The following is a 25,941-nucleotide window of genomic DNA, read 5'->3' on the forward strand; positions in this document are numbered from 1 at the left end:
GGAGCTCAGGGGCGCGTCTGGCCGCCGTGGTGCTTGACGTCGGCGACCCAGATGGTGCCCAGTGCTTCACGTGCGGACTTCTCGAAGTCGAAAACCTCGTAACCGACCGTCATGTAGAGGGTGCTGCGATCGGGTCCGCCGAGCAGGCAGGCCGAGGCGATCCCGCCTTCGAGCGGCATCGGCACCGCGTCCGTCAGGCCGTCCTCGGTGAAGCGTGCGACGTAACCGCCCCCGGGCATCGCTGCCCAGACGCCACCGTCCTCGTCCAGGCCGATGCCGTCGGGCATGAACGGGCAGGTGGCGAAATCCCGTGCGTTCGACAGTGATCCGTCGGCGGCGCGGTCGATCACGGTGATCTTCTGCGCCATGACCTCTGCGACGTAGACCTTGGAACCGTCCGCACTGATACCGATTCCGTTGCCGCAGTTCAGCTCCGGGATACCGGCCGGCACGTGCGCGGTACCGTCGGGTTCGACGACGATCAGCGGCGAGGTGATCGGGGTCTCGCCCTGGAAGATGTCGAAACCCAGCTGGGTGATGTAGGCACGACCGTCGGCGTCGACGACCATGTCGTTGACGGCCTTGATCGCGAACTCGCTGACATCGGCGTACACGGTGAGATCGTCGATGCCGTTGCCGCCGTGGACGAGCACCTTCTGCTCGTGCATCGAGTTCACGATCAGCCGACCGTCGGGCAGCCAGCCGAAACCGCCCAGGGTGATCGGGACATCGGTGTCGGCCGCGCGTCCGTTCGCGTCGATGACCACGGTCGCGTTGCCGTCTGCGTCCAGGGTCTTGAGCGTCCCGGTGTACATGTCCGAGAACCAGAGTGCCCCGTCGTGCCAGCGCGGACATTCCGGCCAGGAGAACCCCGACGCGATCTTGCGGGCCTCGAATGTGGGTGCGTCCGCGGCGGCTACGGCAGCTGCGACGGTGTCGACTGGAGTGGTCATCGGTGAACCTTCCGGAACGTGAGGTGCTGAGTTACGTTGTGCGACAACGTGGTGGGCGGCCATCCAGGCTCGTCGTGAGCTGGATCACAGGGCCGCGTACAGAGGTACGTTAAGTGTTCGACGGCGGGGCGGTCGGGACCTTCCCATTCAGTGGACCACCCCGCCCGAACGGTCAGTCGGGGACGGTCTCCGGGTACACCGCGGCGAACCACGCCCGCTGTTCGTCGTCGAAGGTCCCCAGCTCCATCGCACGACGCCCCCACGCCTTGATGAGGTCCAGGAAGGTCGTCACGTCGTAGACGTCCCGCTGCTGGGAGAACTTCCCGTCACCGGCGTAGTCGAGGACGCTGATGTGCGGGGCCGCGAACCGGCTTCCGTCACCGGGATCGCTCATCACGTTGTCGAGGCGTGCGACGATCGTCCCCTTGGTCTCGTCGATGACATGCCAGTGCTCGGGAAAACTCTCGGTGTGCGAGCCGGGGAACTGCGCCAGGCTGGGCTCGGCCCACGCCCAGATGCCTTCCCTGCCCTTCAGCTCCCCGGCCATCTGCTCGTGATAGACGACGTCCTCGGTGAACAGGTCGAGGAAGTCCCGCCAGCTCCCCTCCCCCGACCCCGCGCGGTTGATCGTGGTGAACCACCGCTGATACGCCTCTTCGAGTTCCTGCCTGGACCATGTGTTGTTCGCCATGGGCGGCACGTTAGGCTCGGCCACCGCCGTGGGAGTGGGGCCGTTTCCGCTCAGCGGGAGGTAGGGACCTCGAACCGGACGCGGGCTGTCAGTGTTCGACCATGCCCAGTTCGACCGTGCCCAGTTCGACCGCGCCCACCGTGTCCGATCACATCGACACCGCCGCCCTGGTGTCGCGTTACCTCGCGACCATCTCGACCGGAACCGCAGCCGAGATCGCGGAGCTCTACGCACCCGACGCCCGGCTCGAGGATCCGGTCGGCTCCGAACCGCGTATCGGTCGTCCCGCGATCGAGGAGTTCTACCGCGGCCTGGACGGCACCGACAGCACCGCCGAGCTCCTCGTCGTACGCGCGGTCGGCGGCCAGGCAGCCTTCCACTTCCGGGTGACCACACGCCTGCCGGGGCGCACCATCGTGATGGAGCCGATCGACATGATGACCTTCGACGACTCCGGGCTCATCACCTCGATGCGCGCGTTCTGGGCGCCGGCCGACATGACCGTGCAGGTCAACGCCTCGACCTGACGGTTTCCGGTAAATGAGGCGACTGACCCTGGCGGCACGTTTCTGTAACGTGTTCTAATTCAGGTAGAACACGTTACAGCTGCGCGCACGAAGGGGACCCCATGGCCGGCTCGTCCGATCCACAACAGACCAGCACCGAACCCGAGACCTACGACGTCATCGTCGTCGGTGCCGGTGGTGCCGGTCTGGCCGCCGCGATCACCGCGGCCCGCAAGGGCCTCAAGACCGTTCTGATCGAGAAGTCGCCCTACTGGGGCGGTTCGACCTCCCGGTCCGGCGGCGGCGTGTGGATCCCCAACAACTCGGTGCTGAAGCGCGACGGCGTGAGTGATACGCCGGAGAAGGCCCGTGAGTACGTGCACGCGATCATCGGCGAGCACGCACCGGCCGACCGTATCGACGCCTACATCGATCGCGGACCCGAGGCCCTCGACTTCCTGCTCGAGCACGCACCCCTCGACCTCGAGTGGGTGAAGAACTACTCGGACTACTACCCCGAGGCACCGGGTGGACGTCTCGGCGGCCGGTCGATCGAACCGCGGCCGTTCGATGCGCGCCGGCTCGGCGACGATCTCGAAACGCTGCACCCGCAGTACACCAAGGCCCCGCTCAACATGGTCGTGCTGCAGTCCGACTACCGCTGGCTCAACACCGGCCTCCGCCACTGGCGCGGACCGCTGCGCATGGCCAAGGTCGGCAGCCGCTTCTTCTGGGCCCGCAGCCGCGGCAAGAAGCTGATCGCGATGGGTGCGGCGCTGGCCGCCGAGCTGCTCATCGGCGTGCGCGAGGCCGGGGTCCCGCTCCGCCTCAACACCGGCCTCGTCGACCTCATCACCTCCGACGACCGGGTCGTCGGCGTGATCGCGGAGTCGGACGGCAAGCAGTTCGAGATCCATGCGCGTCAGGGCGTGATCCTCGCCTGCGGTGGCTTCGAGCACAACGAGGAGATGCGCAAGAAGTACCAGCGCGAGCCCATCGGGTCCGACTGGACCACCGGCGCACCGAGCAACACCGGTGACGGCATCAACGCCGGACTCAAGATCGGCGCCGCGGTCTCCCTCATGGACGACGCCTGGTGGGGTCCGACGATCCCGCTGCCGCGCGGACCCTGGTTCGCACTGTCGGAGCGGTCGGTCCCCGGCACCTTCATCGTGAACATGCGCGGCAAGCGCTACATGAACGAGTCGCTGCCGTATGTCGAAGCGGTGCACCAGATGTACGGCGGCGAGTTCGGTCACGGCGAGGGCCCGGGCGAGAACGTGCCGTCGTGGCTGATCTTCGACCAGCGGTGCCGCAACCGCTACCTCTTCGCCGGTATCACTGCGCGCCAGCCGCTTCCGAAGAAGTGGTACGAGTCGGGCGTCGTCGTGAAGGCGGACAGCATCTCCGCGCTCGCCGAGAAGATCGGTGTCCCCGCCGAGTCGCTCGTCGAGACCACCGAACGCTTCAACGGCTTCGCCCGCAACGGCATCGACGAGGACTTCGGCCGTGGCGCAAGCGGTTACGACCACTACTACGGAGACATCACCAACAAGCCCAACCCGAGCCTCGGCGAGGTCAGCAAGGGCCCGTTCTACGCGGTCAAGATGGTTCCCGGTGACCTCGGCACCAAGGGCGGCATCAACGCCGATGCCGCGGGTCGCGCACTCCGCGCCGACGGGTCGGTCATCGAGGGCCTGTACGCCGCCGGCAACACCAGCGCCCCGATGATGGGCCACACCTACGCCGGTCCCGGCGCCACCATCGGCCCCGCGATCGTCTTCGGCTACCTCGCCGCCAGCGACATCGCCGCCAAGGCCTCGGCCACCACCCCGACGTCCCAGACAGGAGCCTGAACCATGCCGATCGATCCCGCCGTCGCCGTCGGAGCGGAACTGCCCGAGGTCTCGTTCGAGTGGTCGGCATCGGATATCGCGCTCTACCACCTCGCCGTGGGGGCCGCGACCGACCCGATGAACACCGAATCGCTGGCCTATGTCCATGATTCGGCGCCCAAGGTCCTGCCGACCTTCGCGACCGTCGCCGCCGGTTTCCACACCACCGAACCGCCGAAGGTCTCCTTCCCGGGCGTCGACATCGACCTCGCGAAGGTCGTCCACGGAAGTCAGAAGGTCACCGCGCACCGTCCGCTTCCTCCGAGCGGCAAGGCGACCACCCGTACCCGCATCGCCGAGGTCCAGGACAAGGGTTCGGCCGCCGTCATCATCCAGGAGTCGGTGACCACCGACGACGCCGGTCAGACGCTGTGGACCGCGCGGTCGTCGATCTTCGCCAAGGGCGAGGGCGGCTTCGGCGGGGAGCGCGGCACATCGGAGAAGGTCGAGTACCCCGACCGCGAACCCGATCACAAGCTGCGGATCCCGACGCTTCCCAATCAAGCGCTTCTCTACCGACTGTGCGGCGACCGCAACCCGTTGCACTCCGACCCCGAGTTCGCCTCGCGCGCAGGCTTTCCGCGCCCAATCCTGCACGGTCTGTGCACCTACGGCACGGTCGCGCGCGCCATCGCCGACGAACTGCTCGACGGAGACGTCGCCGCCGTCGCGGAGTTCTCCGCATCGTTCGCCGGCGTGGTCTTCCCCGGCGAGACCCTCGAGGTCGCGGTCTGGGACGACGGCGCCCGTTTCCTGGCCACCGCGAGTGTCATCGAACGGGAGGGCGCGAAGGCCCTCGCCAATGTGGTGTGCGCGCGTAACTGAGTCGCCGGCCGGTCAGCGGCGGCCAGTACGCTCTACACGCGGACCGGGAACGGCCGGTCCGCGTGAACCACGTCGCATATTCACAAGGAGACCGCATGAGCGATTCGCTGACGCCCCTACTTGCCGACAACCGCAGCGCACTGGTGACCGACCTGGTCGGTGTCATCGATGCCGAGGTGGCCGACCAGTCGGGTCTGAGCGGCGCCGCTGTGAAGACCGCCTACTCGGCGGTCCAGAAGGTGAAGCCCGGCGTGGTGCGCAGTGCCACGGATCAGCTGGCCGAGGACTTCCTGACGGCCCTGGCGCCGTTCTGGGACACGAAGCCTGCTGGTGTCGCCTTCGGCGATCATCTCTCGGCCAACGGCGATGCCGCGGCCGAGGCACTGCTGGCGGTCACCGACGCCCAGGCCGATTCGGCCAAGCCCGGATTGGCGAAGGCCTACAACTCGCTGCGCGGGAAGGCCAAGAACTATGTGGTCGCGGCCCTGCCGCGACTCGGCGCTGCCATCGAGAAGCACGCCGGGTAACCACCCGGTCACGCGTCGTCGGCGGTCACACCGCCGACGACGCGATGACCACCAGCGTCACGATGACGCCGATGAGCGCCGCCAGCATCGTCAGCACACGCCAGATGTGGAGGCGCGCAGGCGAAGCGTCGGTGGTGTTCGGAGAAGCGATCGGGGTCGCGCCGGTACTGGGTCCTGCAGCGGCGGACGCGACTGTGTTCGACGCAATGTGGGGTGAGGCCATGACCTTTCACCACTTTCGATTGTCCGGGGCCAACTTCGACCATGACGGCCTGCGGTTCACAGACCGGAGCGGACTCGCCCGGTTCTGGTACTGCAGTGATAAATGTGTCATAAGTTACCCACGTTGCGGTGGTTCCCCTCACGCGTGTCGCGATAACGAAACCGCAACGCGGCGGACGGCAACCCTGAGATCCTACGAGTCACACATCGAAGTCGGGGGCGGAAGATGAAATTGCCGAACGGATTCCGGATGGATGCGCGCTCCGCGTGGCTCGTCCTCGTCGCGTGCTTGTCCGTGAGCATGGTGGTAGCAGCGATGGCGGCACTCAACACGGCACTGCCCGACATCGCCGTCGACACCGGTGCCGACGCCGGTCAGATGACGTGGATCGTCGACGGCTACACGCTCGCCCTCGCCGCCCTCCTGCTGCCCGCCGGTGCGATCGGTGACCGCTTCGGACGGCGCGAGGTCCTCATCGTCGGTCTGGTGCTGTTCGGGCTCGCGTCGCTCGCCGCGATCTGGGTCGACGGCCCGGAACAACTGATCATCACCCGCTGCCTGGCCGGCGCAGCCGCCGCGCTGATCATGCCGACGACGCTGTCGCTCATCACCTCCGGGATGCCGGACGGCCAGCGAGCCGTCGGCATCAGCATCTGGTCGGCGATCGCCGGTGGCGGTGCGATCGCCGGTTTCCTCGTGACCGGCCTCCTGCTCGAGTTCTTCTCCTGGCATTCGATCTTCATCACCTTCGCCGCGTCATCGGGCGTCTCGGCGCTGCTGTGCTTCACCATCGGCACGTCGAAGGACACCGATCCCGGCCGCTTCGACATCCCGGGCACCCTGTGCTCGGTCCTGGCGATAGCCGGCGTGGTCTTCGGTCTCCTGGAGGCGCCCCACCGCGGGTGGGCCGATCCGTTGGTACTCTGCTGCCTCGTCGGTGGTCTCTTCCTCGCCGCACTGTTCGTGGTCGTCGAGGTGCGTTCGGCCTCCCCGCTCTTCGATGTCCGACTGCTCCGCAACCGGGCCTTCGGTTCGGGATCGCTGTCGGTGGCGGTGCAGTTCCTCGCCTCCTTCGGCATGTTCTACCTCGTCCTGCAGTTGCTGCAGCTGGTGTTCGGCTACTCCCCGCTGCAGTCCGCCGTGGCGCTCATGCCGTTCGTCGCCGGCGTCGGGATCTTCTCACTCCTCTCCAACTGGCTGGCGGTGCGGCTGGACTCGCTCAAGTTCGTGATCGCCGGCGGCGCCCTGCTGTCCGGGATCGGCCTGACCCTCATGGGTCTGATCCGGGTCGGCGACTACTGGACACTGGCCGCGATCCTGGCGGTGGTCGCCATCGGCATCGGCCTCGCTTCCGCCCCGGCGACCACGGCCATCATGTCCAACACACCCCTCGACAACCAGGGCGTCGGTTCGGCGATCAACGACACCGCTCGCGAGATCGGTGCGGCCATCGGTATCGCGATCGCCGGTTCCATGGTCGCCGCCGGCTACAAGGCACGGATCGGACCGACCGCGGACCTCGCCCGCGAGCAGCTCACCGCCGCCGGACAGCAGCAGATCGCCGCGGGTGACCCGACCGGCGGTCAGGCCACCATCGCCCAGGCCGAACAGGCCGGAACACTCATCGAGCGTTCCCTCGCCGAGGCGAGGGTCGTCGTCGACAATCTGTCCGCGCAGTCCGGCGAGCTCGCCGACGAGATCGCCGACGGCAGTCAGGCCGCCTTCGACGTGCCGTTCGAGCACGCGTCGTTGATCCTGGGCGGCATCATGCTCGCCAGCGCCGTCGTCCTGTTGTGGATCACTCCGCGTCGCGTCGTCGAGGGCCCGGTCATCACGAGCCGGACCGGCGACTTCGAACCCGATCCCGACCTCGACGACACCTACGCCCGCGACTGACGCGTAGCCGGTCTGCGCGTACTCTTTCTGCGGTGCTCACCGTGGACAGTGTCGCCGGCTGCATCGTCAGCATCGCCGGCCTCGTCGTGGTGATCGTCGCAACCCTTGCCGCGCAGCGTGTTCCGGCCGTCGTGGTGGCGGCTCCGGTCGCCGGGTTGCTCATCCTGCTCGGTCTGACCGACCTCGACGCCGCGGCCGACGAGGTCATGACGATGGCCCCGACCATCGGCTTCCTCGCCGCGATGCTGGTGGTCGCGGACGTGTGCGCCCGCGAAGGCGTCTTCACCTGGGTCGGGACGGTCCTCGCCGGCTGGAGCCGAGCCTCGCCATACCGGCTGCTGCGCATCGTTTTCGTGGCCGCGGCGGTGACCACCGCCATCCTCAGCCTCGACACCACGATCGTGCTGCTGACGCCGGTCGCCGTCGCCACCGCGCGCCACATCGGCGCACGGGTGACCCCGATCGCCTTCTCCAGCGCCCATCTGGCGAACACCGCGTCGACGCTGCTGCCGGTCTCCAACCTGACCAACCTGCTGGCGTTCTCCGCCACCGGGTTCGGCTTCCTCGGCTTCACCGGGGTGATGTTGGCACCGTGGATCGCGGCGATCCTCGTGGAGTACCTGATCTTCCGGTGGTACTTCGCCGGCGCACTCGGCAGTCCCACGCCCGGCGATCCCGCGCCTCGACCCCCAGACGCACAGCCCCGGCCGGACGCGCCTCGGCCCACCCTTCTGCTCGTCGGCCTGGCCCTGTTGCTCGTCGCGTTCGTGGTCGCCGAACCGTTCGGTGTACCGCTCGCCGCAGTCGCCGGGGTGGGCGCGGTGCTCTTCACGCTGCCCGAGCTGCTCCGCTCCCCGATGGCCACGCTGCGCAGCACCGTCACCGCGGTGAACATCCCGTTCCTGGGGTTCGTCGCCACGCTCGGCGTCGTCATCCTGCCGGTCCGCGACGGCCCGCTCGGCGACTGGATCGGCGGACTCATACCGTCGTCGTCGACGCTGCTCGGCATCCTGGCGGTCGCCGTTCTCGCCGCGGTCCTCGCGAACTTGGTCAACAACCTCCCGGCGACGCTGCTGCTGATCCCGCTGGTGGCCCACGACCCCGGTCTGGTCATGGCGATGCTGCTCGGCGTCAACATCGGCCCGAACCTGGCCTACTTCGGGTCGCTGGCCAACCTGCTCTGGCGGGAGATCATGCACCGCGACGTCGCCGCCCCGACCTCACGCGAGTACCTGAGGCTCGGCGCGCTCACCGTCCCCGCGACGCTGGGTGTCGCCGTGCTCGCGCTGTGGGCGAGCCTGCAGCTCACCTGAGCGCCCCCTCCGCTCCCGAGGTGCGGGCGAAGCACGTCTCCGCTCCCTGATCCGAAAGAGCGTGACGCACCCAGGTCAGATGCCTGAGGTGCGAGCGCAGCACCTCTCCGCTCCCTGAGGTGCGAGCGAAGCGAGCCACGAAGGGCCTGGCGAGACAATGTCACCAGGCCCTTCGTGGCTCGTCGCTATCGCTCCTCGCACCTCAGGGAACGAGAAGGTCCACGCGCTGTCGCTCCTCGCACCCAGGGAGCGAGAAGGTCCGCTCGACTAGACGGGAGTGCTCTCCTTGGCCGCCTCGGCCTTGGCCCAGCGATAGTCGGCCTTGCCGGCCGGCGTGCGCTTGACCTCGTCGACGAACACGACGGTGCGCGGGACCTTGTAGCGGGCGAGGGTCTCGCGGCAGTGTTCCTGGATCTCCTCGAGCGTCGGCTCCTCGGCTCCCTCGGCGAGCGAGATCACCGCGGCGACCCGCTGGCCGTACTTCTCGTCGGGGACCGGGACAACCAGCGCGTCGGCGACGGCCGGGTGCCCGTGCAGGGTGGCCTCGACCTCCTCGGCGTAGACCTTCTCGCCACCGGTGTTGATGCACTGCGAACCGCGGCCGAGGAAGACGATCGAGCCGTCGGCCTCGACGGTGCCCATGTCACCCAGGATCGAGATGCGGGTGCCGTCCGGCAGCGTCGGGAAGGTCTTGGCGGTCTTCTCCTCGTCCTTGTAGTAACCGAGGGGGACGTTGCCGATGCGCGCGATGTACCCGACGTTGCCCGAGCCCGGCTCGATCTTGTTGAGGCTCTCGTCGACGACCATCATCTTGTCGGTCGGCGGCACCTTGAGGTTGCCGTTGTCGTCCATCATGATCTCGCCGTCGTTGCCCGACTCCGACGCGCCGAAGTTGTCGCGCAGCACCAGATCCGGCTTCACCGCGAGCATGCGGTCGCGCACGTGCTGCGACCAGATGGCGCCACCGGAGGTGATGGAGAACATCGACGACAGGTCGACCTCGTCCTTCCGCTTCTCCAGTTCCTCCACGAGCGGCATACCCATGGCGTCGCCGACGATGAGGACGATGTTGACCTTTTCCTTCTCGACCTCGGTGACGATGGCCTCCGGGTCGAAATCGCGCTGGATCACCAGGCGACCGCCGAGGGTGAAGAACGTGAACAGCGAGTACGACGCCGCGCCGTGCATGAGCGGGGCCGCGAGCAGGAAGGCGATGGACGGGAAATCCTTGACCGCTGTGCCGATCTCCTCGAGGTCCTTGCGGGCCTCGCCGTAGGGGTTACCACCCGAGAGCGGCTTGCGGAAGAAGTCGTCGTGCTGCCACATGACGCCCTTGGGGTAACCCGTGGTGCCGCCCGTGTAGAGCAGGTACAGCTCTTCGCCGTTGCGCGGCTCGAAGTCGCGGTTGTCCGGCTTGGAATGGGCATCGGCGAAGGACACGATCTCGACCGTGCGCCCGTCGGGCAGGTCGGCTGCCGCCCGGGTGAGCTCCTCGACGACGTCACCGATGACGAACACCGTTCGCACGGTGGGCGTCTCGGCGAGTAGCGTGGCGACGCTGCGCTGGTGTTCGGGGAGCTCGACGATGATCGCGCGCGAGTCGGAGTTGTCGAAGATGTACTGCAGTTCGGCGTTGGTGTACCGGTAGTTGATGTTGACCGGTACCGCGCGGACCTTCAGCAGGCCGAGGAGGCTCGTGACGTGTTCGACGCTGTTCTTGAGGAACAGGGCGACGTTGTCGAAGGCGCCCACTCCGGCACCCGCGAGCAGGTGTGCCACCTGGTTGGACAGCTTGTCGAGTTCGGCGTAGCTGATCTGGCGGCCCTGATAGCTGAGCGCGATCCGCTCGGGCACCGAATCGGCGACCGTCTCGAAGACATCGGCGAGGTTGAACTTCATTCTGCGCGCTCCTCGTTCTCAAGAGTGTTGTTGCACTGGACTGGCTGGTCGGGACTGATGTGGGTGCGTACGGTTCCGGTCATGCGGTGAGCACCAACCCGCTTGTGGGAACGCCGGTTCCGGCGGTGACGACGACCTTCTCGGCGTCGTCGACCTGGTTGACGGAGGTTCCCCGGATCTGACGGACGGCTTCGGCGATGCCGTTCATGCCGTGGATGTAGGCCTCGCCGAGCTGACCGCCGTGGGTGTTGAGCGGTAGGCGGCCGCCCACCTCCAGGGCACCGGGTTCCCGGACGAAGTCCTTGGCCTCCCCGCGTCCGCAGAAGCCCAGCTCTTCAAGCTGGAGCAGCGTGTACGGGGTGAAGTGGTCGTAGAGGACGGCCATGTCCATGTCCTCGGGACCGAGGCCGGACTGCGACCACAGCTGCCGTCCGACGAGCCCCATCTCGGGTAGGGATGCCAGTTCGTCACGGTAATAGCTGGTCATGATGAACTGGTCGGCCGCCGAACCGGCTGCGGCCGCGGCGATCACGGCCGGCGTGTGCGGCAGGTCCTTGGCCCGCTCGGCCGACACGATCACCAGGGCGACACCGCCGTCGGACTCCTGGCAGCAGTCGAGCAGATGGAGCGGCTCGGCGATGTACCGCGAATTCTGGTGGTCTTCCAGGGTGATCGGCTTCTCGTAGAAGAAGGCGTCGGGATTGACCGCGGCATGCTTGCGGTCGACGACCGCGATACGGCCGAAGTCCTCGCTGGTGGCGCCGTAGTCGTGCATGTACCGCTGGGCGATCATCGCGACGAACGCCGCCGGCGTCGACAACCCGTGCGGGTAGCTGAAGGCGTTCTCCGTGCCCGAGGAGTTCTCCTGATTGGCGACCGCCGAATTCACCTGTCCGAACCGTAATCCCGATCGCTCGTTGAACGCGCGGTAGGCGACGACGACGTCGGCGACCCCGGTCGCCACCGCCATCGCGGCCTGCTGCACGGTCGCGCACGCTGCGCCGCCGCCGTAGTGGATCCGCGAGAAGTAGGTGAGCTCGGGGATTCCGACGGCCCGGGCGACCGAGATCTCACTGTTGGTGTCCATGGTGAACGTGACGAGACCGTCGACGTCGGCCGGCGTGAGACCCGCGTCGGCGATCGCCGCCGACACCGCCTCCGCCGCGAGCCGCAGCTCGCTGCGCCCGGAGTCCTTGGAGAACTCGGTGGCCCCGATGCCGGCGATCGCCGCCTGTCCGGACAGCCCGCCCATCAGTGCCCCTCCCCTTGCGTCGCATCCGAGGCGCCCTCGCCGATGGTGAGGGTCACGGTCGAGATGACGTGCTTGCCCAGCGAATTGGTTCCCGTGACCGCGACCGTAAACAGACCGTCGTCGGCGACCTCGGTGACCTCACCGGTGAAGGTGACCGAGTCGTAGGCGTACCACGGCACGCCCAATTTCAGTGCGATCGAACGGATTCGGGCGGTGGGCCCGGCCCAGTCGGTGACGAATCGTTCGACCAGACCGGTGTCGGTCAGGATGTTGACGAAGATGTCCTTGGACCCCTTGGCCTGCGCGAGGTCGCGGTCGTGGTGCACATCCTGGAAGTCGCGGGTGGCCAGTGCCGTCGCGACGACGAAGGTCGGGGTCGCGTCGATGACCAAGGGCGGCAGTGTGGTTCCGACGCCCACCGCCGGAGTGGCGACACTGGTCATGCTTCTCCCCCTTCACTCACCGGTTCCCAGGCGTACAGCGTCCACGCCGGCGTTCCGGCCTCATCGCGGGCCGGGAAGTCCAGGAACGTCGCCCGGACCGACATCCCGATCTCGACGTCCTCCGGTTCGACGCCACGCAGTTCACCCAGCATCCGCACACCTTCATCGAGCTCGACAAGTGCCACGACGAACGGCAGCTGCCGGCCGGGGACCTTGGGTGCACGATGAACGACGTAGCTGTAGACGGTTCCGGTTCCCGAGGCGACGACGTAGTCGGTCTCCGGGACCGATCCATCGGCCTCTCGTGGCTTCCAGGTAGCCGGGACCGGCGGATGACGCAGGGCGCCCTCGCCGTCTCGCTGGATGCGCAGTTCGTGTGCGGCGACACCTTCCCAGAAGAAGGCGGTGTCCCGCGAGACGCTCGGCCTCAGCAGACGCGCCGGGTCGAGATCGTCGGGCACCGACGAAACCGGCTCGGGTGCAGCATCCTTGGCGGCCGGGCGGAACTTCAGGATGCGGAACCGCATCTCCGCGACGACCTCGTCCGCACCGTTCTCGTCGGGCACCGACCACACGTTGCGGGTCGTGAAGAACCAACCCTCACCGAGCGCGGTGTTCTTCGGTCCGGCGATCTCGACGAGTTCGGCCGACAGCGACACCTGCTCACCCGGCCGGGTGTAGCGGTGATAGACGGTGTCGCAGTTGGTCGCGACCACCGAGGTGAAGCCCGCGTCATCGAAGAGCTGTGTCGCACGCCCGAGCGGATCGTCGGCCGTGCGGACGCCGTTGAGACCGCGCATGGTCCACACCTGGGCCATCGCCGGCGGTGCCACCACACCCGGATGTCCGGCAGCACGCGCCGCGGCGGCGTCGACGTAGATGGGATTCTCGTCGCCCATCGCCTCGACCCAGTTGTTGATCATCGGCTGGTTGATCGGGTCGCGCCCACGCACCGGTGCGCTCGCACCGTCGTCCATGATCGCCTGCGCCGCAGCGCGGATCGCCTCGTCCCCGGTCAACTCGGTCCCGGTCATCTCGGGCGCGCTCACCGCTTGGCCCTCGGGAGTCCGAGGCCGGCGGTGGCGATCATATCGCGCATGACCTCGTTGACCCCACCGCCGAAGGTGATGACGACGTGACGCTTCTGCTGGACGTCGAGCCAGTCCACCAGGGCGGCGGTCTCGGGATCGGTGAAATCGCCGTAGCGACCGATGATCTCGTTGGCCATCCGGCACACCGACTGGATGCGTTCGGTGGAGAACACCTTCGTCGCGGCGGCGTCGGCCATCGAGATCGCCTCGCCGGTGGAGGCGACCTGCCAGTTCAGGAGTTCGTTGATCCGGCCGTAGGCGTCGATGGTGGCCAGGGCCCGGCGCACATCGGGATGCTTGGCGATCACGGTGCCGTCGGGACCCGGACGCTGCGCCCAGGCCCGCAGCCGTGCCGCCAGACCGTCGATGCGGCCGGCCGGTCCGAGCATGACGCGTTCGTGGTTGAGCTGGGTGGTGATCAGCTTCCAGCCGTCGCCCTCCTCGCCCACTCGCATCGACACCGGGACCTTCACGTCCTGGTAGTAGGTGGCGTTCACGTGGTGGGCACCGTCGGCGGTGATGATCGGCGTCCATCTGAACCCCGGATCCTTGGTGTCCACGATGAGGATCGAGATGCCCTTGTGCTTGGGCGCGTCCTTGTCGGTGCGCACGGCCAGCCAGATGTAGTCGGCGTCGTGACCACCGGTGGTGAAGATCTTCTGGCCGTTGACCACATAGTGGTCGCCGTCGAGCACGGCGGTGGTGCTCAACGACGCCAGGTCGGTACCGGCCTCGGGTTCGGTGTAACCGATGGCGAAATGCACATCGCCGGCCAGGATCGCGGGCAGGAACTTTCGCTTCTGCTCCTCGGTGCCGTGGACCTGCAGGGTCGGGCCGACGGTCTGCAGGGTGACCGACGGCAGCGGGACGTCGGCACGAACGGCCTCGTTGGTGAAGATCTGCTGTTCGATCTCCCCGAATCCCTTGCCGCCGAACTCCTTCGGCCAGCCCACACCGAGCCAGCCGTCGTCACCCATGCGCTTGATGACCTTGCGGTACGTGGGTCCGTGCCGCTCGGTCAGCATGACTTCCGCTTCTTCCGGGGTCACCAGGTCGGCGAAGTACTCCCGGAGTTCCTCCCGCAGCGCGCGCTGCTCGGGCGTCAGATCGATGAACATGCTCACCCCTGTGCTCGGTCGGCCGGGGCAGCGCCCTCGGTGATGTCGGCGAGTTCGTCGAGCCGCACGGCGGCCCCGCCCACCAGGCGGGCGAGGTCCTTGGCGACGGAGAAATACCGGTGCAGCGGATAGGTGATGTCCACGCCGATGCCGCCGTGGAGGTGGGTCATCGTGCGCAGCGTCGGCGGGATCTCCTCGGCGAGCCAGTATGCGGCGACGCCGAGATCCGTTGCGGCGTCGAGGCCTTCGGAGAGTCGCCACGCCGCAGCGGTGGTCGAGAGCTCCATCGACCGACCGACGACGTAGATGTCGGCGAGCTGCTGGCCGACGGCCTGGAACAGCGCGATCGGCTTGCCGAACTGTTCGCGGGTCGAGACGTGGTCGGCGGTGAGCCGGGTGGCCCCGGCGACGAGACCGTCGGCATAGGCACACAGTGCCAATCGGTAGCGGTCGCGCAGGACCGACAGCTCACGACTGATGACGTCGGCATCGTCGACGGCGACGTCGTCGAAGGTGACCGTGTACTCGCCCCAACCGCTCGACGACGGAGTACGCGTGAGCGTGACGCCGTCGGCCGACGGCGAGACGGCCACGACGCCGGCATCGGACGTGACGAGCAGAACCGAGGCCCCCTCGGCGTGCAGGACCCCGACCTTGGTGCCGTTGAGCTTTCCGCCCCGAACGCTCGTCTGCGGGGTCGGCGTCAGCGGGTCGCCGTGTTCACCGATCGCGATCGCGGCCCAGCGGCCACCGGTCAGGGAGCCGGCCCAGCGCGACCACACATCCGCACCATCGCCGGCGGCCTTGGCGAAGACGAGCGCGGCGGTCAGAGTGCCGAGCGCCGGGGTCACCGCGGCCGCCCGCCCCATCCGACGGAACAGCGGCAGCAGTCCAGACTCGTCGACCTCGTCACCGTCGTGGTGCGCCGGCAACGGCAACGCGAGCAGCCCGGCGTCGACGAGCGCCTGCCAGGTCTCGGCGTCGAAGCCACCGACCTGATCATCTGCTCCCGACCCGCCGGAATCCCCCTTGCCGAAAGTCGACTCCCAGTCGGGTTGTCGTCGTGCGAACACGTCCTCCGCGACGTCGCGAACCGCGATCGCCGTGCCGTCCAGGGCAAAGTCCACCCTGTGTCTCCTCACCGTGCGCGAACTACAGAACTAGAACTTGTTCTAGTTGTATCAGAGTCGGCCCATCGGAGGGTAGAGATCCGGTTTTATCTGCGGTTTCGTACGGCCGCGAACGGTCAGCCGCGCGGCAAACCGAGAATGCGTTCCGCCGCCGCGGTCTTGAGGATCTGGGTCGTACCACCGGCGATCGACAGGCAGCGGTTCTGCAGCACGGCGTCGGACGCATCGGTGGCCGCGAGGCCCTGCACGCCGAGGAGCTGCAGGGCGAGATCGGGTACCGACTGGCGGTGCTGCACGCCGATCAGTTTGCGAACGCTGGACAGCGCCCCCGGGTCGAGTCCGGCGAGCTGCTGGGTGGCGGCGCGGGCGTCGAGAACCCGGCCGACGTGTGCGTCGGCGAACTGGCTGCCGAGTGCGACGCGTTCGGCGTCGGAGAGGTCGCGCGTCATGCCCTGCACCTGCCGCAGCAGCGACTCCATCTCCTTGCCGAGTCCCGACCCGCCCATCGCCACGCGTTCGTTCGCGAGGGTGGTGCGGGCGAGCCGCCAGCCGTTGTTCACCTCGCCGACCACGCAGTCGTCGGGCACCACGACATCGTCGAGGAAGACCTCGTTGAAGTTGGCGCGACCGGTCAGCTCGCGGAGTGGCCGGATGTCGATGCCCGGCGAGGACATGTCGACGAGGAAGTAGGTGATCCCCTTGTTCTTGGGAGCCTCGGCGTCGGTGCGTGCCAGGCAGATGGCCCACTGCGCATTGTGCGCCTGCGAGGTCCAGATCTTCTGGCCCGACAGTTTCCAGCCGCCGTCGACGCGTTCGGCCTTGGTACGCAGCGCGGCGAGGTCGGAACCGGCCTCGGGCTCGCTGAACAGCTGGCACCACATGATCTCGCCGGCGAGGGTCGGGCGGACGAAGCGTTCGCGCTGGGCATCGGTGCCGTGCGACAGGATCGTCGGGATCGCCCAGGCGCCGATGACGAGGTCGGGGCGGACGACGCCGGCCGCGTCGAGCTCGGTGTCGATCAGCAATTGCAGGGCAGCATCGGCCCCGAGTCCGTACGGCGCCGGCCAGTGCGGGGTGAGGTAACCGGTCTCGGCGAGGACGCGCCGCTGGTCGTCGGCGTCGGCCTCCGCAGCGATGCGGGCGACCGTCTCACGGACCTCGTCGCGCTGGTCCTCGACCTGCGACAGATCAAGCGCGAAGCGTCGGCGCGCACCGGCGAGCCCACGGTCGGCGAGCGCGGTGGCGGCCGCATGGGCGTGGTCCAGGGCGGCCTGCGCGGCGAGCGCGGACCGCAGGTAGAGATGCGCGTCGTGTTCGAAGGTGAATCCGATCCCGCCGAGCACCTGGATGCAGTCCTTGGCCGTGGCCACCGGCGCTTCGGCCACCACGACGTCGGCGGCGAGCCTGCTGATCTCGAGTTGCTCACGCGCAGCGGCCAGTTCATCGGGGGACGCACCGAGCACCTCGTCGACCGCAGCGGCCACGTCCCATGCGACGGCGGTGACCTCCTCACTGCGGCAGAGCATCTCGGCGCAGATGTGCTTGATCGCCTGGAACGATCCGATCGGCGCACCGAACTGCGTGCGGACCTTGGCGTAGTCGACGGCGGTGTCGAGCGACCAGCGCGTCACACCGCTCTGATACGCCGCGAAGGTCGCCGACAGCAGCCCCTCGACGAGCGGCGCGTCGGGAAGTTCGACGAGGTCGTCGGCGGTGACACCGGTCAGTCGTACGCGCGCCACCGAGGTCGTGCCGTCGAGCGGGGCCTCCGGCGCGATGTCGGCGCTGCCGACGTGCGGCGGGATGATCCACCAGCGACCGTCCCGACCGGGGATATCCAGCGCCGCGAGGACTGCAACACCCTCGGAGTGACCGCCGACGAGACCGAGATCGAGGACATCGGTCAGCGTCGTGGTCGCCCCACCTGCGTAGCTCACGACGGGCGTCACGACGGGTACCGCACCTTCGAGAATCTGGTCGAGGAGCGCCTGCGCCCGGGCATCGGTGCTGGTGGAAAGTGCGATGGCGGCGGTCACCGTCGGCGCGATGGGCCCCGGCACCAGCTCGATGCCGCATTGCTCGATCATCGCCGCCACGTCGACGAATTCCGCTCCGAGCCCGCCGGACGCCTCCGGCACCGCGGCTGCGAACACGCCGAACTCCGCAAGCTGACCGAACAGCTGTGTCCACTGGTCGCGCGGTTTGTCGATGTCGGAACGGACGAGTTCGGTCACCTTCGCGGCGCGCGCCCAGGACTCGATGCTGTGGCATACGGCTTGCTGTTCGGGAGACGTGGCGATTGTCACGAGCGATCCTCTGTATGTCGAGTTGTGAGGAATAATTAGAACCTGTTCTAATATGCCATGGGTGGAGGTGATCGGGTAGCCACCCGTGAATCCCCGCCTCCCCGGTCGCCGATCACGTGAGGATGTTCGTAAACACATGGCCCGCTCTGCACCAGGCAACGCCGCGGTCGACGCCCCAGCCGGGGCCACGACCCCTGCCGCGTCGCCCGAAGCCGGTTCCACCGCGCAGCGCGAACGCCGCCGCCGCATCCTCGACGCGACGCTCGCACTGGCCTCCAAGGGCGGCTACGACGCCGTCCAGATGCGCACCGTCGCCGACAAGGCCGACGTGGCGGTCGGCACGCTCTACCGCTACTTCCCGTCCAAGGTCCACCTGCTGGTCACGGCGCTGGCGCGCGAGTTCGAACGCGTCGAGTCGAAGGTCGACCGCTCACAGTTGCGGGGCGACACCCCGGTCGACCGGCTGCGCCACGTCCTGGACATGATCACCTTCGCGATGCAGCGCGACCCGCTGCTCACCGAGGCCATGACCCGCGCCTTCATGTTCGCCGACGCGTCGGCGACCGCCGAGGTCGATCAGGTCGCCGGCATCATCGACCGACTCCTCGCCGGTGCCATCGTCGGCGTGGGCGAGCCCACGGAAGAGGATCTTGCGATCGCCCGTGTGCTCTCGGACGTGTGGATGTCGAACCTCGTGCAGTGGCTGACCCGGCGCGCGTCGGCCACCGACGTCACCAACCGCCTCGAACTCACGGTCCGGCTCCTGCTCAAGGACCGCGCCAACTGAGCTTATTCAGTCGTTCCGGTCGGCCGGCAGAGGGGTGCCGGCCGACCGAGCGTGTACGTATGCCTCGACGACGGTCCGCATCACCGGTTTGCCTGCTTCGTTCACCAGCTCCGAGGTAGACGTCACCAGCGCGCGATCACGGTTGTCGAATTCGACCGAGTTGATCGTCATCGAGCCGGTCAGGACGTCGCCCGGACGCACCGGCCGCAGGAACACGACGTCGGCAAGTCGCTTGCCTGCGATCACTTTCCAGCGGTACAGGACCCCGGTGACCGCCAGCTTCTGGTAGATCGACATCGTGTGCAGGCCGCTGGCGATGAGTCCGCCGTAGGCGCCGGCTTCGGCCGCGGCCTTGTCCGTGTGGAAGTCCTGCGGGTCCCACGCGCGGGCGAAGTCGAGCAGTTCGTCCTCGGTCACATGGTGAGTGCCGAATCCGAACACCTGCCCGACCTCGAGATCATCCGCCCACAGTCGATCGGCGTCGCTCACTTCAGATCTTTGGCGATCATCGGCCACGTCGTCTTGAGGTCGCGCTCCCAGTAACCCCAGGAGTGGGTGCCGTCGGGCCGGAACAGGACCTTGTGCGGAACCTTCAACGCGCGCATGCGTTCTGCCATTTGCTTGGTGCACTCGTTGACGGCGGCTTCGATGACACCGCCGAGGACCACCTGGTTGGCCAGCGTCAACGGGTCACCGGCGATCAAAGGTGCCTCGAGGCGGTCGTACCAGCCGGGGAGGCCCGTGCCGCTGGTCATGTAGACCTTGGTGCCCCGGAGCTTCGCGGCGTTGACGTACGGGTCGTTCTTGCGCCAGCCCGCCGAGTTGACCGGGCCCCACATGTTGTCGACATTGCCCATGCCACGATCGGCGACGACCATCCGGATGTAGGTCTGGCCCAACGGATCACTGGTTCGAGCGCAACCGCTGTAGGCGGCCACCGACTTGTAGAGCTTCGGGGCGGAGATGGCGAGGTTCAGCACCGAGGTGCCGGCCATCGAGATGCCCGCGATCGCGTTCTTGCGGGTGGTGTTGAATTCCTTGTCGACCAGCGGCGGCAGTTCTTTGGTGAGGAACGTCGTCCACTTGTTGCGGCCGAGCACCGGGTCGTCGCGCTGCCAGTCGGTGTAGTACGAGAACGCGCCACCGATGGGCGTCACGACGTTGACCTGCTTGTCGCGGAAGAACTTGGAGTACTGCGTCTTCGCCGCCCAGGTCGCGGAGTCCTCGCCACCACCGGCACCGTTGAGGAGGTACAGGGTCGGGCGCGGCTTGGTGAGGTCCTTGGGGCGCAGCACGTTGACCGGGACCAGCCGGCGCATCGCGGCCGAGTAGACGATCAGGGTCGTCTGCTGGGCCGAGTCGTGGATGACGGTGTCGATCCGGGCGCGGTTGGGGTCGGGGGCCGGCGCAGCAAGAGCCGCCGGTGCCCATCCGGTCGCCGCCACTGCAACGGCACACGCGACGACGCTCAGTCGCCTCTTCCACGAGGAACGCACCAATAGCCCCTTTGGTTAACAATATTCTCAGACTTAACAAAGGTAACCGGGATCGATGAAGCACCCCAAGCCGAGACGGTCGTCGTTGTGCTTTTGTGATGTGGGGCAAGTGCACAGTGCGGCAACCTCGGTCAGCGCGGCTGAAACCGCTGTGCACCGTCGAGGCGCACGATCTCGCCGTTGATGTAGCTGTTCTCCAGCAGGTGCTGCGCCAGCGCGGCGAATTCGTCGGGAAGACCGAGACGCTTGGGGTAGGGCACACCGGCGGCGAACTTGGTGAGCGCCTCCTCCCCCATCGACTCCATGATCGGCGTCCGCATCGTGCCGGGAGCGATGGTGTTCAGGCGCACGGCAACCGAGCCGAGGTCGCGCGCGCCGGAGAGGGTGAGACCCATGACCCCGGCCTTGGCGGCCGCGTAGGCGGTCTGCCCGATCTGCCCCTCGTAGCCGGCGATCGAGCTGGTCATCACGATCGCGCCGCGCTCTCCGGACTCCTTGGGTTCACCGGCCGCCAGCTTCGCCGCGGTCAGCCGCAGGACGTTGTAGGTGCCGGTGAGATACAGGTTCAGGGTCTTGACGAACCCCTTCATCTCGGCGGGCGATCCGTCACGGCCGACGAGCCTCTGCGCCACACCGAATCCGCCGTGTGCGATGACCGCGTAGCGCAGGTCGCCGAGTTCGCCCGCCTGCTCGAGTGCGGCGTTCACGGAATCGTCGTCGAGCACGTCGGTGCGCGCATAGATCGCACGCTCCGCCAGTTCTTCGGCGAGCTCCTTCGCCGGCTGGTCGGCCAGGTCGGCGATCACGACCGAAGCGCCGGCGGCATGCAGCCGACGCACCGTCGCCGCACCGAGTCCGCCTGCACCGCCGGTGACTACTGCGACTTCACCCTCGAACGACATCTGTTCTCCTCGTATCGATTTCACGTGCTGATCGGCCGGGTGTTCACGAGACCTAGGCGCCCGTCCACTCGGGCTTGCGCTTCTCGGCAAAGGCGCGGGCACCCTCGATCGCATCCTTCGAGGTGAAGACCGGAGCGAGCAAGTGTCCCTGGCGGTCCCACTTCTCGTCGTCGCTCCACGATTCCGACTCGGCGATGATCCGCTTGGTGACCGCGACGGCCAGCGGGCCGTTCTCGGTGATGCGCTCCGCCAGGGCGAGGGCACCGTCGAGCGCCCCACCCTCGTCGGTGAGGATGTTGACGAATCCCCAGTCGGCGGCCTGTTCGGCGGTGAAGTTGTCGCCGGTCAGCGCCAGTTCGAGGGCCTTGGAGTACGGGATCTTCTTGGGCAGGCGCAGGAGTCCGCCGGCACCCGCCACGAGGCCACGCTTGACCTCGGGGATGCCGAACTTCGCCGACTTCGACGCGACGACGAGATCGGTGGCGAGAACCAGCTCGGTTCCGCCCGCGAGCGCGAAGCCCTCGACGGCGGCGATGACGGGCTTGGCCGGCGGCTTCTGCGTGAAGCCCAGACCGCGACCCTCGATGGCCACCGACTCACCGGCGGCGAAAGCCTTGAGATCCATTCCGGCACAGAAGTTCCCACCAGCACCGGTCAGGATGGCAACTGACAGGTCCGGACTGTCGTCGAGCTCGTCCATCGCGTCGGCGAGCGACTGGCTCACCTCGTGGTTGATCGCATTGCGCGCCTGCGGCCGATTGATCGTGATGACGAGGATGCGCCCCCGGCGCTCCACGAGAACTTCGTCGGACATATGTCGCTGACCCCTCACCGATTTCGACGATCGCTGCGGCACGCTCACACGAGATCGGGCGGCGTCAGCCGCAGCTCAGCAGTGATCGTAATCGGAGACCGCCCGCCGAATGGGAGAAATAAATGAACTGAGTTAGATAAGTGGACCGGCCGTGTTCACAAACCCGCCCCACCTACTCACCGATCGCGTCGACCAACCCCCACTCGAGGGCCCGCGCGGCGTCGATCTCGGCGCCGGTGACGAACAGATGCAGGGCACGCCAACGGCCGATGCGCCGGGGGACGCTGACGGTACCGCCGGCTCCGGGGATGAGACCCATCGACACCTCGGGCAGGCGTATCCGGGTGTCCGGGGCAGCGACGACGCGGCCCGCGAAGGCCGGGATCTCGATGCCCGCGCCCACGCAGTGACCGTGCAGGTGAACCTCGACGCGGTCGGCGAGCACGGCCACGAGCCGTCCTGCTCCCCCGCGGGTGCGGATCAGGTGGGCTGTCGACGCATCGGGCATGTGCCCGAACTCATCGAGATCCCCACCGGCGCAGAACGAGCTGCCCGCCCCGTCGAGGATGACGTGATGGATCGAGTCGTCGAGGACCGCAAGGCGCAATGCCTCGACGAGCGCGTCGCGGATGGCGGTGCCATAAGCATTGCGACGCTCCGGACGGTTGAGGGTGATGCGCAGAGTGTTGTCCTGACGGTCGAGAAGCACCGGGTCGACGGCGGGCGGTGGGAGCGGTCGTCCTTTCGCTCGACGCTCCTTCAGCCACCGACCGAACTCGTCGCCGTCCTGAAGGGTCGAATAGCCCAGGGATTCGACGTCGATGGCCGCAACGGGGCCGAGCGGTTCGGTTGCGCGGACGACCTGCGCGGCGACGAGAGAGGCCTGCGGGCAGCGTGAGACGGCGTCGGTGAATGCCGAGATCGCTGCATCGACGTCGTCGGTGGCGACCACCGCGCGATGCTTCGCTCCACTCGGGGCATAGGTGAGGTCGAGTGCTTCCAGCAGCGGGTGCTGCGCTCCATCGACCGGGCCCGTCGCTCTCCCCAGCAGGATGACATCCGACGCAGAGGCACGGTCGGCGGCTCGGGACAGGTCCTCGGCCGGCACGTCGGTTGCCGTGTCGAGGTCCACCAGCGCGACCGGCGACGCGATGGCGGCAGCGTCCCCGAGCAGGTCCCCGCCTCCGATGGCCGGGGCGGCGGCCAGGTCTGTGATCGAGATACGACGGGTCGGCATGGCGGTGAACCTCCTGAGCTTTACGTGCGGACGGTAACATTTCGCGCGTGTCCAACCCTGCGTCCCGTGATCCGGTGCGCGACTGGGCCGCCAGCGGCATCCCGCATCTCACCGGCAGATCCGACGGCCCGCCACACATCCCGCCGGGCCGGGCCGCGACCGTCGCCCGTGAACTCGGCGACTGGATTCGGGTGGCGAGCAACGGCACGGTCGACATCGACGGCGCTGCACTGCTCGCCGAGCGCGCGGCGATGACCGGACACACCCGTCACGGCGACCTCACGCCGGGCGGATCGGGGCGCCTCCTCCCGGCGTCCGACGGTTGGGTGGCGGTGAGTTGCGCCCGCCCCGACGACCCGCTGCTGCTGGGTGCGCTGATCGAACACGAGGTCGTCGAAGACGATCTCTGGCCACAGGTCACCGACTGGCTCGCCCGGCACACGAGAGCCGAGTTCGACGAACGCGCCACGCTCCTGGGCGTCGCCGGCGGAGGTGTCGCTCGTAGCGACGAGATCGCCGCGGCCGCACGTGACGCGGTGCAACCGAGCGGTGTTCCCCGTTCGGTGGAGGGGTTGCTCGTCGTCGATTTCAGCGCACTGTGGGCCGGACCGTTGTGCGCACAGTTGCTGGGCCTGGCCGGGGCGCGGGTGGTGAAAGTCGAGACGCCGCAACGTCCAGACGGGGCACGACGGGGCAATGCGGACTTCTACCGGTTGCTCCATGACGGGCACGAATCGGCTGTCCTCGACCCCGCACTACCGGCAGAACGAGCCACGCTGCAACGGCTCGTCGCCGACGCCGACATCGTGATCGAGGCATCCCGACCCCGAGCATTGCGTGGGTTCGGCTTGTACGCCGAAGATTTCGTCGCCGACGGCACCACCTGGTTGTCCATCACCGCTGCCGGTCGCGACTCCGACCGGGTCGGCTTCGGCGACGACATCGCCGCATCGGCCGGGCTGGTCACCTCCGACGACGCAGGTTTGATGTTCGTGGGCGACGCGATCGCCGACCCCCTGGCCGGTCTCACCGCGGCCGCCCTCGCGATGTGTGATCCCGGCCCCGGGAAGCTGTGGGACCTCTCGATGCGAGCAACAGTTGCCGCGACGCTCGGCGGGCCACATCCGCCGAAAGCACGTCGCGACGGCGATCAGTGGGTCGTCGACACCACCACCGGCACGGCGCCACTCGATCCACCCCGGGCGCGCAACAGTGCCAGGGAAACGCGATGAGCCGCATCGTCTTCCGCAGGGTGTCCCTCCCCGAGGGTATCCGCGACGTCGCCGTCGACGGCGGCATGGTCACGGCGGTCGGCGTAGATCTCGAGAGCACCGGATCCGATGTCATCGACGGCGACGGTGGTGCACTCATCCCCGGTCTCCACGACCATCACATCCACCTCCACGCACTGGCGGCGGCCTCGAGGTCGGTGCAGTGCGGTCCGCCCGAGGTGACGAACGCCGACGATCTGGCCGCTGCTCTGGCCCGCGCTTCCGACATCTCGGGGTGGGTCCGCGGCGTGGGTTATGTGGAAACGGTGGCCGGACTGCTGGATCGCAACACGCTCGACCGACTCCATGCGCGCAGGCCGGTACGCATCCAGCATCGCAGCGGGGCCGTGTGGTTCCTCAACACCGCAGCCGCCGAAGCCGTCGGACTGCGGACCGCCGATCATCCCGGCGTCGAGAGGGACAACTCCGGCGCTCCGACCGGCCGTGTGTGGCGCGCCGACGACTGGCTCCGTGAGCGGATGGGGCACTCCCGGCCACCGGACCTGTCGAGCGTCGGGTCCGAACTGGCCCGCTTCGGCATCACCGGGGTCACCGATGCGACGCCGGACCTGCCGGCCGCGTCCCTCGGAGCGCTCGTCGAAGCGCACGCGAACGGGTCGGTGCCACAACGACTCCACCTCCTGGGCGTCCCGCTCGACGCGACACCCGACCTTCCGCCGACAGTGACCGTCGGTCCCTTCAAGATCGTCCTCGCCGACTCCGAACTCCCCGACTTCCCCACCCTGTGCGAGCAGATCCGGACCGCGCACTCGTGGGGACGCGGCGTCGCCGCACACTGCGTCAGCAGAGAAGCGCTGATCCTCGTGCTCGCCGCCTTCGACGAGACCGGCCGGCATCCGGACGATCGGATCGAGCACGGCGCGATCATCGCCGCCGACACCGTTGCGGAGCTGGCCGGCAGGAAGATCCCCGTCGTCACCCAGCCCGGCTTCCTGACTGCGCGGGGCGACGACTACCTCGACCGGCTCGACGCCGCGGAGGTCGCCGACCTCTACCGGTGTGCAACCCTTCTCGAACGGGGTGCACCGCTGGCGATGTCGAGCGACGCCCCATATGGCCCTGTCGACCCGTGGACGGTGATCGCCGCTGCCGCAACCCGTCTCGCACCGGACGGCCGCCGGGTCGGGGTCGACGAAAAGGTCAGCCGCCAAACAGCACTGGATCGCTATCTGACACCGCTGAACGCCCCAGGTGCGGCGTCACGAAGGGTCCACACCGGCGAACCGGCCGACCTCGTCCTGCTCGATGCCCCGATCGAGGATGCACTACGGATCGGCGCGGAAGTCGTGCGCCACACCCTCATCTGCGGACACATCGTCTACCGCCGCGAGGGATAGACGGAATC

The 25,941-nt window shown here is 67.9% G+C and carries 24 protein-coding genes; 9 read left to right on the forward strand and 15 right to left on the reverse strand.

The window, feature by feature from the left end:
* Positions 1-5: 5 nt before the first annotated feature.
* Positions 6-953, reverse strand: a complete 948-nt coding sequence (locus tag GONAM_RS03715) for an SMP-30/gluconolactonase/LRE family protein (RefSeq protein WP_006865437.1) — start codon at positions 951-953, stop codon at positions 6-8.
* Between the two features lie 172 nt (positions 954-1,125).
* Complete coding sequence (locus GONAM_RS03720; protein WP_006865438.1) at positions 1,126-1,644, reverse strand: nuclear transport factor 2 family protein; 519 nt, start codon at positions 1,642-1,644, stop codon at positions 1,126-1,128.
* Positions 1,645-1,745: 101 nt separating this feature from the next.
* Between GONAM_RS03720 and GONAM_RS03725 the strand changes: the two genes are divergently transcribed.
* The 4 genes from GONAM_RS03725 (at position 1,746) to GONAM_RS03740 (ending at position 5,397) form a co-directional block, all read left to right on the forward strand.
* Entirely contained in the window at positions 1,746-2,171 is a 426-nt protein-coding gene (locus GONAM_RS03725) for a nuclear transport factor 2 family protein (protein WP_006865439.1), read from the forward strand.
* Positions 2,172-2,272: 101 nt separating this feature from the next.
* Positions 2,273-4,006, forward strand: coding sequence for a 3-oxosteroid 1-dehydrogenase (gene kstD / locus GONAM_RS03730; RefSeq protein WP_006865440.1), 1,734 nt, complete (start codon positions 2,273-2,275; stop codon positions 4,004-4,006).
* Positions 4,007-4,009: 3 nt separating this feature from the next.
* Positions 4,010-4,870 carry an enoyl-CoA hydratase ChsH3 gene (chsH3, locus tag GONAM_RS03735; protein WP_006865441.1) on the forward strand — a complete coding sequence of 287 codons (861 nt, stop codon included), beginning with the start codon at positions 4,010-4,012 and terminating at the stop codon, positions 4,868-4,870.
* 95 nt (positions 4,871-4,965) lie between these two features.
* Positions 4,966-5,397: a DUF6918 family protein gene (locus GONAM_RS03740; RefSeq protein WP_005194399.1), complete on the forward strand. Its 432-nt coding sequence runs from the start codon at positions 4,966-4,968 to the stop codon at positions 5,395-5,397.
* Between the two features lie 25 nt (positions 5,398-5,422).
* On the opposite strand, the gene GONAM_RS03745 is transcribed toward GONAM_RS03740, so the two are convergent.
* On the reverse strand, positions 5,423-5,620 hold the full coding sequence (locus GONAM_RS03745) for a hypothetical protein (RefSeq protein ID WP_006865442.1): 198 nt from the start codon (positions 5,618-5,620) through the stop codon (positions 5,423-5,425).
* 225 nt (positions 5,621-5,845) lie between these two features.
* On the opposite strand from GONAM_RS03745, the gene GONAM_RS03750 reads away from it, so the two are divergent.
* Both GONAM_RS03750 and GONAM_RS03755 read left to right on the forward strand, forming a co-directional pair.
* Positions 5,846-7,516 carry an MFS transporter gene (locus tag GONAM_RS03750; RefSeq protein ID WP_040535275.1) on the forward strand — a complete coding sequence of 557 codons (1,671 nt, stop codon included), beginning with the start codon at positions 5,846-5,848 and terminating at the stop codon, positions 7,514-7,516.
* 32 nt (positions 7,517-7,548) lie between these two features.
* Positions 7,549-8,829: an SLC13 family permease gene (locus GONAM_RS03755; RefSeq protein WP_006865444.1), complete on the forward strand. Its 1,281-nt coding sequence runs from the start codon at positions 7,549-7,551 to the stop codon at positions 8,827-8,829.
* A gap of 267 nt (positions 8,830-9,096) precedes the next feature.
* On the opposite strand, the gene GONAM_RS03760 is transcribed toward GONAM_RS03755, so the two are convergent.
* From GONAM_RS03760 to GONAM_RS03790, 7 genes are all read right to left on the reverse strand, one after another.
* Positions 9,097-10,728, reverse strand: a complete 1,632-nt coding sequence (locus tag GONAM_RS03760) for an acyl-CoA synthetase (RefSeq protein WP_006865445.1) — start codon at positions 10,726-10,728, stop codon at positions 9,097-9,099.
* A gap of 79 nt (positions 10,729-10,807) precedes the next feature.
* Complete coding sequence (locus GONAM_RS03765) at positions 10,808-11,980, reverse strand: lipid-transfer protein (protein WP_006865446.1); 1,173 nt, start codon at positions 11,978-11,980, stop codon at positions 10,808-10,810.
* A complete protein-coding gene (locus GONAM_RS03770) occupies positions 11,980-12,423 on the reverse strand; it encodes a MaoC family dehydratase (RefSeq protein WP_006865447.1) in 444 nt (147 codons plus the stop codon). The genes GONAM_RS03765 and GONAM_RS03770 overlap by 1 nt, the downstream gene beginning before the upstream one ends.
* The gene (locus GONAM_RS03775; RefSeq protein ID WP_040535278.1) at positions 12,420-13,472 is read right to left on the reverse strand and encodes a bifunctional MaoC family dehydratase N-terminal/OB-fold nucleic acid binding domain-containing protein; all 1,053 of its coding nucleotides are present in this window, start codon (positions 13,470-13,472) and stop codon (positions 12,420-12,422) included. The genes GONAM_RS03770 and GONAM_RS03775 overlap by 4 nt, the downstream gene beginning before the upstream one ends.
* Positions 13,469-14,632 (reverse strand): acyl-CoA dehydrogenase family protein, encoded by a 1,164-nt coding sequence (locus tag GONAM_RS03780; RefSeq protein ID WP_006865449.1) that lies wholly within the window; start codon positions 14,630-14,632, stop codon positions 13,469-13,471. The genes GONAM_RS03775 and GONAM_RS03780 overlap by 4 nt, the downstream gene beginning before the upstream one ends.
* Positions 14,633-14,634: 2 nt before the next feature.
* Entirely contained in the window at positions 14,635-15,759 is a 1,125-nt protein-coding gene (locus tag GONAM_RS03785; RefSeq protein WP_006865450.1) for an acyl-CoA dehydrogenase family protein, read from the reverse strand.
* Between the two features lie 119 nt (positions 15,760-15,878).
* Positions 15,879-18,068 carry an acyl-CoA dehydrogenase family protein gene (locus tag GONAM_RS03790; RefSeq protein WP_006865451.1) on the reverse strand — a complete coding sequence of 730 codons (2,190 nt, stop codon included), beginning with the start codon at positions 18,066-18,068 and terminating at the stop codon, positions 15,879-15,881.
* 136 nt (positions 18,069-18,204) lie between these two features.
* Here GONAM_RS03790 and kstR point away from each other — a divergent pair, with 136 nt between their 5' ends.
* On the forward strand, positions 18,205-18,855 hold the full coding sequence (gene kstR / locus GONAM_RS03795; RefSeq protein ID WP_006865452.1) for a cholesterol catabolism transcriptional regulator KstR: 651 nt from the start codon (positions 18,205-18,207) through the stop codon (positions 18,853-18,855).
* Positions 18,856-18,861: 6 nt separating this feature from the next.
* On the opposite strand, the gene GONAM_RS03800 is transcribed toward kstR, so the two are convergent.
* The 5 genes from GONAM_RS03800 to GONAM_RS03820 form a co-directional block, all read right to left on the reverse strand.
* Positions 18,862-19,344, reverse strand: coding sequence for a MaoC/PaaZ C-terminal domain-containing protein (locus tag GONAM_RS03800; protein ID WP_006865453.1), 483 nt, complete (start codon positions 19,342-19,344; stop codon positions 18,862-18,864).
* Complete coding sequence (locus GONAM_RS03805) at positions 19,341-20,351, reverse strand: alpha/beta hydrolase (protein ID WP_006865454.1); 1,011 nt, start codon at positions 20,349-20,351, stop codon at positions 19,341-19,343. The genes GONAM_RS03800 and GONAM_RS03805 overlap by 4 nt, the downstream gene beginning before the upstream one ends.
* Positions 20,352-20,482: 131 nt before the next feature.
* Entirely contained in the window at positions 20,483-21,253 is a 771-nt protein-coding gene (locus GONAM_RS03810) for an SDR family NAD(P)-dependent oxidoreductase (protein ID WP_006865455.1), read from the reverse strand.
* A gap of 52 nt (positions 21,254-21,305) precedes the next feature.
* Positions 21,306-22,067, reverse strand: a complete 762-nt coding sequence (locus GONAM_RS03815) for a crotonase/enoyl-CoA hydratase family protein (protein ID WP_006865456.1) — start codon at positions 22,065-22,067, stop codon at positions 21,306-21,308.
* Positions 22,068-22,239: 172 nt separating this feature from the next.
* Positions 22,240-23,304 (reverse strand): enoyl-CoA hydratase/isomerase family protein, encoded by a 1,065-nt coding sequence (locus GONAM_RS03820; RefSeq protein ID WP_006865457.1) that lies wholly within the window; start codon positions 23,302-23,304, stop codon positions 22,240-22,242.
* Between the two features lie 47 nt (positions 23,305-23,351).
* On the opposite strand from GONAM_RS03820, the gene GONAM_RS03825 reads away from it, so the two are divergent.
* The gene (locus GONAM_RS03825) at positions 23,352-24,536 is read left to right on the forward strand and encodes a CoA transferase (protein WP_006865458.1); all 1,185 of its coding nucleotides are present in this window, start codon (positions 23,352-23,354) and stop codon (positions 24,534-24,536) included.
* Complete coding sequence (locus GONAM_RS03830) at positions 24,533-25,933, forward strand: amidohydrolase family protein (protein ID WP_006865459.1); 1,401 nt, start codon at positions 24,533-24,535, stop codon at positions 25,931-25,933. The genes GONAM_RS03825 and GONAM_RS03830 overlap by 4 nt, the downstream gene beginning before the upstream one ends.
* Positions 25,934-25,941: the final 8 nt, after the last annotated feature.

Source organism: Gordonia namibiensis NBRC 108229 (assembly GCF_000298235.1).
GTDB classification, from domain to species: Bacteria; Actinomycetota; Actinomycetes; order Mycobacteriales; family Mycobacteriaceae; genus Gordonia; species Gordonia namibiensis.